Below are 8,829 nucleotides of genomic sequence, written 5' to 3'. Positions count from 1 at the left end.
AGCGGACGCTCGCGGGCGACGCGCCGGCGGGGTTCACGACCCCCGCGGGGGCGTTCGGATGGGCGTTCGTCGACGCCGTCGACGGGGTAACGTGGGCCGATCAGTCGCGGTCCGCGTCCTCGGCGACGAGGTCGTCGTAGCGCGCCCCCGTCTGTTTCAGCGTCTCCGTCGAGTAGAGCCGCTCGTGGTCGAACGGGAGGTGTTCGGACGCCAGCTCGTCGATCTTCGCGTCGACTGCCTCGGCCTCGCGACCGTGGATCATCGTGAACATGTTGTACTCCCAGTCCTGATCCGGACGCCTGGGGCGGTGATAACACAAGGTGACGTACGGGAGGCTCCCGACCGCCTCACCGCGGTCGTCGAGCTCGTCGTCCGGCACGTCCCAGACGACCATGCAGTTGTTCGTGAACCCGGTGACGATGTGGTTGACGACACAGCCGATCCGCTTGATACAGCCGTCGGCAAGCAGACGCTCGACCGCCGCGAGCACGTCGTCGACCGGGGAATCGATCTCGGCCGCGACGTCGGCGTACGGGGTCGCCGACAGCGGGAAGCCGTCCTGGATCGCTAAGAGCAGGTCGGCCTCCAGCGGGCTCAGGTCGCCGCGGGCGTCCTCGGAGATACGGGTGGCGGAGACGTCCGTCCGATCGATCGACTCCCTCGCGAACCGGTCCCGGTTGACCACGGGGAACTCCAGATCGATGTAGTAGTCGGTCAACATCGGGAGGTTCAACACGTCACAGCCGGTTCGCTCCGCGATCTCGGCGAGTATCTCGTCACGCTTCTCCCGGGAGCCCGCAGTAACGACGAACCACTGGTTCCACTCGTGCTCCCGGCGGTAGTTGTGGTTCACCTGACGGTAGCCGTTGATCACGTCGGCGATCTCGTCGAACCGCTCCGACGGGGCCCGAACGGCCGCCAGCGTCGAGGAGCCGATCACGGGTGGGTTCAACACCGCACCGAACCGACGAAAGACGCCTTGTTCCCGGAGGTCACGGACGCGGTCGAGGAGTTCGGTGGCGTCGACCTCAGTGCCCGTCTCGGCGGCGATCTCGGCCGCGACCCGCTCGAACGGCCGTTCCTCGACGGGGAATCCGCTCTGGTACTCGTCGATGAGCGCGGCGTCGACCGCGTCGATCCCGGCCCGCCAGTCGGCGTCGAGACTCATTATCGCGATCAGGGGACGGAGCTATCTACCGGTTTCGGAGGACGAGGCGTCAGCGGGGTGCACGGCCCCGTTCAGTCGTCGCCGGAAGCGTGGCCCGGCAGTGGCGAGAACGCCCGCGCGCTCGCTTCGAGCTCCGCCGTCGAACAGCCGCCGACGGTCGCGGCCTGTTCGAGCGTCAGCGTGCGGGAACGATACAGCGTTAGCGCGGTCGCCACGGATTTGGACGTCATCGGGTACGAGTACGATCTAGATGGACATGTATATAACTCTAACGCCGTAAGCATACTACAGTAGAACTACTATCTCGTAGAAAGAAACATTTGTGTGCTTATTTTCCAGAAATTACCTGTATCGATCAGAAATTGTACGTCACATAGTACCAAGGTCGGTGCCGCATCCGGGTGGCTGTCCCGCGCGTCGTCGCTCGCGCTCGGCCGTTAGGCGGATGTTCGGCTCGTGTTGGAGTCGTAACGCGTCGTGTCTCGGGTCATGGTGGGTCGTGTTTGGGGTCGCAGCGGGTCGTGCCCGAGGAGACGGCACGGTGACCGTTCCCAAGGGACGGGAGCCGAGCGGGAGGCTTTTCGTTCACAAACCCGAACGAAGCGTATGGCTCAGGCGACACAGGAGTTCGGCGAGTGGCCCCTCAAACGGTTGATGACCGAGGTCTGTGGTTCCGGCCACAAGTCGGCCGACGACCTCACGCGCGCACAGGCGACCGAGGCGTTCGAGCGGGTTCTCGCGGACGAACCCGACCCGACGACGCTCGGCGCGTTCTGGCTCGCGAACCGGTGGAAGCGGAACACCGCCGAGGAGCTCGGGGCGTACGTCGACGTGATGTGCGAGCGCGTCGAGTACGCGGAACCCGACTGTGATCCCGTCGACTGCGGCGCGAACTACGACGGGAAGGGTCGGACCGCGATCCTGGGGGTGGCCGCCGGGGCCGTGGCGGCCGCCGCCGGCACGCCGGTCGTCGTCCACTCCGGCGACCGCGTCCCCACGCAGAAACAGGACGCGTACAAGCACGTCCTCGACGAGCTGGGCGTGGGAACGGAGCTGACGCCCCGCGACTCCGCCGAGATGGTCGACGAGACCGGCTTCGGCTTCTACTATCAGCCGGCGTTCAACCCCGCGATCGACGACCTGTTCGAGCGGCGGGATATGATGGGGGTTCGGACGTTCGTCAACACGATCGAAACGCTGGCGAACCCGGCGGGCGCGTCGGTCCACCTCGGCTCCTTCTACCACCTCGCGTTCGCGAAGAAAGTCGTCGACACGTTCGGCGAGAGCGAGTTCCACGACCTCGACCGCGTGTTGATGTTCCAAGGGATGGAGGGGTACGACGATGTCCGCCCCGGCTACACGAAGGTTGCGGAGTGGGACGCCGCAGGCGACGACGGCGAGCCCGTCTTCGACGACTTCGAGATCGAGACCGCCGAGTACGGGATGGATCTCGAGGAAGAAGACCTCGCAGTGGACGAGGTCGCCGTCGAGTCGGCGGCGATCACCGAGGCGGTCCTTGCCGGCGAGCGCGACGGGCCCTTCGCCGATGCAGTCGCCGTCAACGCCGCGCTTCGGATCTACGCCCGCGGGGACGTAGACTCCATCGAGGCCGGACTGGAAGCGGCCCGCGAAGCCATCGCGGACGGCTCCGCGCTCAGCGTGCTCGAGGACCTCCGCGAGTTCTGAGCGGTCGGCGACGGCGGGGGCCTCGTCTGACACCGGTAGCGACACCGGGCAAACGCCGCGATTCCCGGGGAGCCCGGCCGAAAGCCGGGATATCGATACCGAGCGGGACGAACTCCGGACGAATTTTGGACTGAGTTTGGAAAGGGGTCTTGAGTGCGGAACCCCTAGCTCAGCTGTACAGATCATGATCCACGATAACGCACCACAATATGCCGACGTGTGAACACTGTCAGGCGCACGTTTCGGAGCGGTTCGCCCGGGTGTTCGCCGACAAGCGGGGACGGATCCACGCGTGTCCGAACTGCTCCGCGAACGCCGGGATCGCGGAGGTCGCGAAAGAACGGGCCCACGACGCCCGATCGTGATCGGACTGTAAAAACGCCTTATCTCTCCGGAGCGGGCGGCATCGACCGCTTGTGCGCACTCCGCTCGTACAGCTCGACGACGCGGTCAACGGCCTCGGTGGGGACGCCGAGCTCGCGGATCGTCGCCGAGCGCGAGAGTCCGCCGTCGACGTGGACTGCGAGGATGGCGTCGACCGTGTCGTAATCGAGACCCATCTCCGCAGCGTCGGTCTGTCCGTCCCACATCCCGGCGGTCGGTTCCTGCATCACCAGGTCGCGAGGGACGCCGACGTGGGCGGCCAGCTGGCGGACCTGCATCTTGTAGAGGTTCCCGATCGGGTTACAGTCGACCGCTTGGTCGCCGTACTTCGTGAAATACCCCGTCATCGCCTCCGCCCGGTTGCCGGTCCCGAGCACGATCCGGTTCTCCGCGTTGGCGACGAAGTAGTTCAACACCGCGCGGGTCCGGACGTACACGTTCCCCGTCGCCATGCGATCGTCGGCCGCTTCGGGCATCGCGTCGAAGAACGCCTCCGCGATCGGCTGGATCTCGATCACGTCGTAGTCGATCCCGAGCTCGTCGGCGACCCGCTCGGCGTCACTCATGACCTCGGGGTCGTTCACCGCCGCGGGCATCGTGATCCCGTGGAGGCCCTCCGGCCCGAGCGCCTCGACCGCGAGGTACGCCGTGAGCGTCGAGTCGATCCCGCCCGAGAGGCCGAGGACAGCCCCCTCAGTACCGGCGTCGGCGACGAGGTCCGTAATAAATGAGACGATGCGATCGCGGGTCGTTTCCAGCTCCGACTCCGACATGCGGAGGTCGATCGGCGGGTCGTCCGACAGCAACACCGACCCTTGCGAGGTCTGGCTCATACGAGGGGAGAAGGGCTGAGACGACTAATACCTCCCCGTCAGCACAGGAAGTTGGACGCATGTCGAGTTCCGAGTCGATCGAGCGGCTTGATCCGTCTGAACCCCATCGGAACCGCCGATATCAGCGAGCAGTGGCTGGTTTCGTGTGTTTCGCGATGGACGGAGGAAGTGTTCAGCAGCGTGGTTGCAACGACGATCAAGTCGTCGGTGTCCAGTAGGAGCGATCAGTTATCGGTGTTGAGTGATAGTGAGACGACAATTACTTGAACGGCATCGGCTGCTACTGCTTGTGGAGCCGATGTCGATCGATGAAGAGCTCTACACCCCCACCGTGACGAACGAACTCGACCGGTGCCGGCTGCCCCGGTGCGGGCGTCGTGAACGTAAGCGTTGCAAGCGAGGGGTCGTCCGGAACGAGCGTGTACGTGTCCTCGATCGGACCGACCGAGAGTTCGAGCGAGAGCATCCCGCCCTCTTCGGAAACGGTCGCCGTCGTGACCCCGCGATACGCTTCGTACTCGCCAGTGAGTTCGGATACCCGCCTACGGTATCCGATCGACGGAACCACGTCTGCCGGCTCTTCACCGAGCAGCAAGGCAACGATACCCTGACCGATCTCGGTTGGGTGAACCTCGGGCTGTGCGGCACAGCCGAGCGCGAACCCGAGGCCGTGTTCGGGAAGAAATCCGATCGCGGACGAAGACGTAAGCAGCGATCCGCCGTGTCCGATGAGGGTCGTCCCGGCGATATCGTGAATCGACCACCCGTAGCCGTACCCCTCCCCGTAGCGTGGGAGCGGGTCGATATGGGATTCGTGCGCTCGTGCGAGGAGGTCCTCGCTTACGAGCCGGGTATCCGCGAACACACCACCGGCGAGATTGAACTGTAGGTAGTTTCCGAGGTCAGTCGTAGCGGTGATCAACCCACCGGGGCCGTACGAGAGCTCGCGTGCGGGAAACGATGTCGCTACGTACTCGCCGTCATCGAGCAGGTACGGCGTTGCGCGATCGTCGAAGGAGTCGTACGCATCAGCATCGAACGTCGAGCGATCCATCGACAGCGGCGTGAGGATCTCGTCCGTGACGTACTCCTCGAACGGCTGGCCGGTAGCCGATTCGACTGCATGTGAGAGGAGAATGTACCCCGTATTGTTGTACATAAACCGGCCAGCGGAGTGTTCGTCCCGTTCGTCACCGACACCGTCGACGTGGTAATAGAGATCGTCGGTGTCACCCAGCGGAACGCCGACATCGTCCATGCCCGCCTGTCGAGCAAGCAGGACGGCCGACGTGCTCAAAGACGGGATCCCGGAGCTGTGGCTCAGTAGCTCGTGGATCGTGACCTCGTCAGCACCCTCGAACTCGGCGTCAGTGTGCTTCTCGATCGGGTCGTCGAGTTCGAGTTCGTTTCGGTCGACACACTGTAGTACCGCAAGTGCAGTGAACGACTTCGTGACGGAGGCAAAGCCGTACAGCGTTTCCGGCGTTGCAGGGTCGTTCGTTTCGAGGTGCCGAGCCCCGTATCCGGATCGGTAGAGCGTTTCGGTCTCGTCGACGATCGTCACGCTCGCACCGGGTGCAGCCGTATCGGTCAGCCACTCGTACACGAGCTCGTCGATCCGCGAACGGGTGGTCGTCGAAAGTACATCCGCCATTGCCGTCACGACGCGTGGAGCCGTCAAAAGCGTTCGTAGAAGGTGGGCTGACGTTTCGGTATCGGCGTCTCGGACAGCCCGTTCGGAAGGTCGGCGGTGAGACCGCCGATCTCAGTGCGCTTCGTGGACGTGCTCGCGGAGCGCGTCCGTGCCGTCGAACCGTTCGTTACAGACCCCGCACGTGTCGTGGTGAAGCGGGAGGTGCTGGGTCAGGGCGGCCGCCGTCTTGAACTCCGTGTCACAGTCCGCGCATGTGATCGCCATTGTGTTATTAACTTAGGCGCAAACATATATAAACGTTTGTTACTATTGAGGATAAGTACATTGCCATAGGTTGTTAACTACCACGTCTCGCTATAGTAGCCCGTCGGCGTCCGCCAGCAGCAGCCCCTCAAGCGTCGCGTCGTTCGTCGGGGGCTCGCGCGCCGTTTCGAGCGCCTCGTCGATCGGGACCGCATGCGGGACGAGGAACTCGTTGCTGTCGGCCTCGACGTCGACCGGTTCGAGCCCCTCGGCGAACACGTACCCGCGTTTGTGCCGAAGCACGCCCGTCGAACACCACACTTCCTGTAACAGCGCGGTCGATGCGGGGTCGAAGCCGGTCTCCTCGGCGAGCTCGCGCGCCCCTGCCTCGGTGTACGACTCCCCCGGCTCGACGATCCCCGCGGGCAGCTCCATCTGGGTGGTGCGGACGGTCGGCCGATACTGCTCGACGAACAGCACCGAGTCGTCGGCGATCGCGATGACGACCGTCGCGGGCGGGAGCTCCGCCCAGTAGTACGCCTTCTCGGTGCCGTCGGGCTGTTCGACGCGGTCGTACCCGCCGACGAACCAGCCGGGGTCGTACTCGACGGCGACCTCCCGAACCGGCCACTCGGGCTCGCCGGGCAGCGAATGGAGCCGTCCGTCGGAGAACGCTGGGAGATCGCGGAGGTCGGCCGCGGGACGTGGCGCGTCTCCGGTCGGCCGCTCGTCGGTCCGCCCCGGCCGCTCGTCGGCTGAGTCGTCGCTCATGCGGGATCCTGCGTGACCTCGACGTAATACGTTTGCCCGTCGCGCTCGACACGAACCCCGTCGTCGACGGCCGCCTCGGGGACCCGCTGCGTGAGCGCGTCGACCTCGTCAAACGGCGTGTGTGTGAACCACTCTTTTACCCCGTAGGGGCCGAGCTGATACCCTTCGGAGCGACCGTCGGCGCTCTCGAGTGCCCCCGTCAGGAACGGGTAGCGCCGCTCGTCGACGTCGTTGACGTCGACCGCCGGTTCATCGGTCTCGATCCCCTCGGCGGTCAAATAGTAGGGATCGCCGCTCCCGAGGTAGCTCGGGAGCGCGCCCAGCGCGAGCAGGGCGACGATCACCAGCGCGATTGCGATGAGGAGGTTCCGGGTGACCGGGCGCATATCGGTCGTACGGGGCCGTGCCGAATACCGGTTTCGCCCCGGGGCAGACCGGCTCACTCCAGCGCGCGAACGAGGTCGAGGAGCGCCGTCTCGTACGCGTCGGGCTCCAGCCCGAGGTCGACATCGATGGAGACCGAGATGGCCGACGAGAGCTCCTCCTCGAAGTGTTCGGCGACGTTCTCGGACGGGAACGCGCCGCCGCCGACGAGAACGCTCTCCCCGGCATGCCAGACCCCCAGTCGGCCCGCAACCGGAACCGCGTCGGTGTCGAGCTCGACCGTCCGGTCGTCGGTGACGGGGACCGCGATCGGCGCGAACGGGAGCGTCCCGGCCAGGTCGGTTCGGCGCGCCGTCTCGCCCGTGTCGACCGTGAGCTCGCCCTCCGCGACGGTGTCGGTCCCCTCGACGCCGTTGGCCGCCATCCGATCTTCGAGGGTGGAACGGGCGTTCGCCTCCACCTCGTCGACGACCTGATCGCGGCCGACGCCGCCGGGAAGGTTCGTCAGGTCGGGGTCGAAGGTGACCCGACTGGCGAAGAAGACGGCCGGTGCGTCCGCCACTTCGCCGAGCGTCTTCTCCGCGAGCTCCTCGCGGAGGGCGACGTTCGTGTACAGTTCGGTCGTCGCGGTCGCGGTGAGCTCCTGTCCGGCGTACGTCTCGCTGAACGCTTCCTCCTGGACCGTTTCGTCGAGCTCCCAACCGCCGTCGTCGAGCGCGTCCTCGGGGACGATCGGCGGGCTCGGGGAGGCGCTCGCGAGACAGCCGGCGGCACCGAGCGCACCGACGCCGACCACGGAGCCGAGGAAGCGACGCCTGTTCGTGGAGCGACGCCCGTCCATGAAGCGACGCCCGTTCGTGGAGCGATTCCCGTTCATGCGCCGATGTCCGGCGTTGCGCCGTTTGAACCTGACGCCGCGAGTATCAGGGTTGAGTCCGAGTCGACGGCCGAGGGAGTGGGTCGGGCGACGCGTTTTACTCGGCACCGGCCGTGGATCAGGTATGGAAGCCCGGTTCGAGTTGGCGCTGTGTGCGGCCCTGGAGTCGCCCGACAGGGTCGTCGCCCGCCAGCTCGGATCCGGCGTGACCGTCCCCGGGAACCGGATCGTCGACGTCTGTGTCCTCGCTCCCGGTCCGGCGTTCGACGACCGGGCGGCGATCACTCCCGAACGGATCCCCGACCCCGCGATCGACGCGTCTGTCGGACCGGGTAAGGCGGTGCCCGTCAACGAGGCGTTCGATCGCCCGATGGACCGTGCGCGAGACGTCGTCGACGCCGCCGTCGAGGCGGGATACCTGGAACGCGAGCGCCACGACGGCCGTTCGACGGTACGGGCGACCGCCCGCTACCCGGACGACTGGATCGGGTCGCTCACGGCGATCGAGAACAAGCCGGATCTCGGCGAACCGGGCGACTTGGAGGCGCAGCTCCGGTACGACGTCGCGCTCGGACTGTTCGACGAGGTCGTGCTCGCGACCGGCTCGTACGTCACCCGCGCACACCTCAACCGGATCCCCGACGCGGTGGGGGTGTGGCGGTTCGACCCGACGAGCAGTGAGCGGGAGGTGGTCCGCGAACCGACGCGGCTCGATCCCGGGACGGCGGGCGTCGAGATCCGCGAGGAACGGGCCTCACGCACCGACGTCGCGGTCGTTTCCCCGGCCTCGAAGGCCCGGAAACGGCGGCGGATCGCCGAACGGGCGTAC

At 66.1% G+C, this 8,829-nt stretch carries 11 protein-coding genes; 3 read left to right on the top strand and 8 right to left on the bottom strand.

The genetic code is table 11. The features are described 5' to 3' along the window. Positions 1 to 100: 100 nt before the first annotated feature. Both ahbB and ACFQEU_RS07625 read right to left on the bottom strand, forming a co-directional pair. Positions 101 to 1,168, bottom strand: coding sequence for a siroheme decarboxylase subunit beta (ahbB, locus tag ACFQEU_RS07630; protein ID WP_379780865.1), 1,068 nt, complete (start codon positions 1,166 to 1,168; stop codon positions 101 to 103). 71 nt (positions 1,169 to 1,239) lie between these two features. Further along, complete coding sequence (locus tag ACFQEU_RS07625) at positions 1,240 to 1,398, bottom strand: DUF7317 family protein (RefSeq protein WP_379780863.1); 159 nt, start codon at positions 1,396 to 1,398, stop codon at positions 1,240 to 1,242. A 376-nt stretch (positions 1,399 to 1,774) separates the two neighbouring features. Here ACFQEU_RS07625 and ACFQEU_RS07620 point away from each other — a divergent pair, with 376 nt between their 5' ends. Both ACFQEU_RS07620 and ACFQEU_RS07615 read left to right on the top strand, forming a co-directional pair. Next, complete coding sequence (locus ACFQEU_RS07620) at positions 1,775 to 2,854, top strand: anthranilate phosphoribosyltransferase (protein ID WP_379780861.1); 1,080 nt, start codon at positions 1,775 to 1,777, stop codon at positions 2,852 to 2,854. Positions 2,855 to 3,063: 209 nt separating this feature from the next. Beyond that, positions 3,064 to 3,219: a DUF7563 family protein gene (locus ACFQEU_RS07615; protein WP_379780859.1), complete on the top strand. Its 156-nt coding sequence runs from the start codon at positions 3,064 to 3,066 to the stop codon at positions 3,217 to 3,219. Positions 3,220 to 3,237: 18 nt separating this feature from the next. Here the strand turns inward: ACFQEU_RS07615 and ACFQEU_RS07610 are convergent, their stop codons facing one another. From ACFQEU_RS07610 to ACFQEU_RS07585, 6 genes are all read right to left on the bottom strand, one after another. Beyond that, positions 3,238 to 4,071 (bottom strand): NAD+ synthase, encoded by an 834-nt coding sequence (locus ACFQEU_RS07610; protein ID WP_379780857.1) that lies wholly within the window; start codon positions 4,069 to 4,071, stop codon positions 3,238 to 3,240. Positions 4,072 to 4,351: 280 nt separating this feature from the next. Continuing rightward, positions 4,352 to 5,725 carry a serine hydrolase gene (locus tag ACFQEU_RS07605; protein ID WP_379780855.1) on the bottom strand — a complete coding sequence of 458 codons (1,374 nt, stop codon included), beginning with the start codon at positions 5,723 to 5,725 and terminating at the stop codon, positions 4,352 to 4,354. Positions 5,726 to 5,836: 111 nt separating this feature from the next. Next, positions 5,837 to 5,989 carry a C2H2-type zinc finger protein gene (locus ACFQEU_RS07600; RefSeq protein WP_379780853.1) on the bottom strand — a complete coding sequence of 51 codons (153 nt, stop codon included), beginning with the start codon at positions 5,987 to 5,989 and terminating at the stop codon, positions 5,837 to 5,839. 90 nt (positions 5,990 to 6,079) lie between these two features. Next, complete coding sequence (locus ACFQEU_RS07595; RefSeq protein ID WP_379780851.1) at positions 6,080 to 6,739, bottom strand: NUDIX hydrolase; 660 nt, start codon at positions 6,737 to 6,739, stop codon at positions 6,080 to 6,082. Next, the gene (locus ACFQEU_RS07590; protein WP_379780848.1) at positions 6,736 to 7,125 is read right to left on the bottom strand and encodes a hypothetical protein; all 390 of its coding nucleotides are present in this window, start codon (positions 7,123 to 7,125) and stop codon (positions 6,736 to 6,738) included. The genes ACFQEU_RS07595 and ACFQEU_RS07590 overlap by 4 nt, the downstream gene beginning before the upstream one ends. Before the next feature lie 53 nt (positions 7,126 to 7,178). Then, positions 7,179 to 8,000 carry a DUF6517 family protein gene (locus ACFQEU_RS07585; RefSeq protein WP_379780846.1) on the bottom strand — a complete coding sequence of 274 codons (822 nt, stop codon included), beginning with the start codon at positions 7,998 to 8,000 and terminating at the stop codon, positions 7,179 to 7,181. Between the two features lie 124 nt (positions 8,001 to 8,124). On the opposite strand from ACFQEU_RS07585, the gene ACFQEU_RS07580 reads away from it, so the two are divergent. After that, a partial coding sequence (locus ACFQEU_RS07580; protein WP_379780844.1) for a DUF5787 family protein occupies positions 8,125 to 8,829 on the top strand: 705 nt, incomplete at its 3' end.

This window comes from Halorubrum tibetense, assembly GCF_042661865.1.
In the GTDB taxonomy this organism is placed as follows: Archaea; Halobacteriota; Halobacteria; order Halobacteriales; family Haloferacaceae; genus Halorubrum; species Halorubrum tibetense.
The sequence above is the reverse complement of the archived record's forward strand: the minus strand, read 5'-3'. Positions and strand labels throughout refer to the sequence as shown.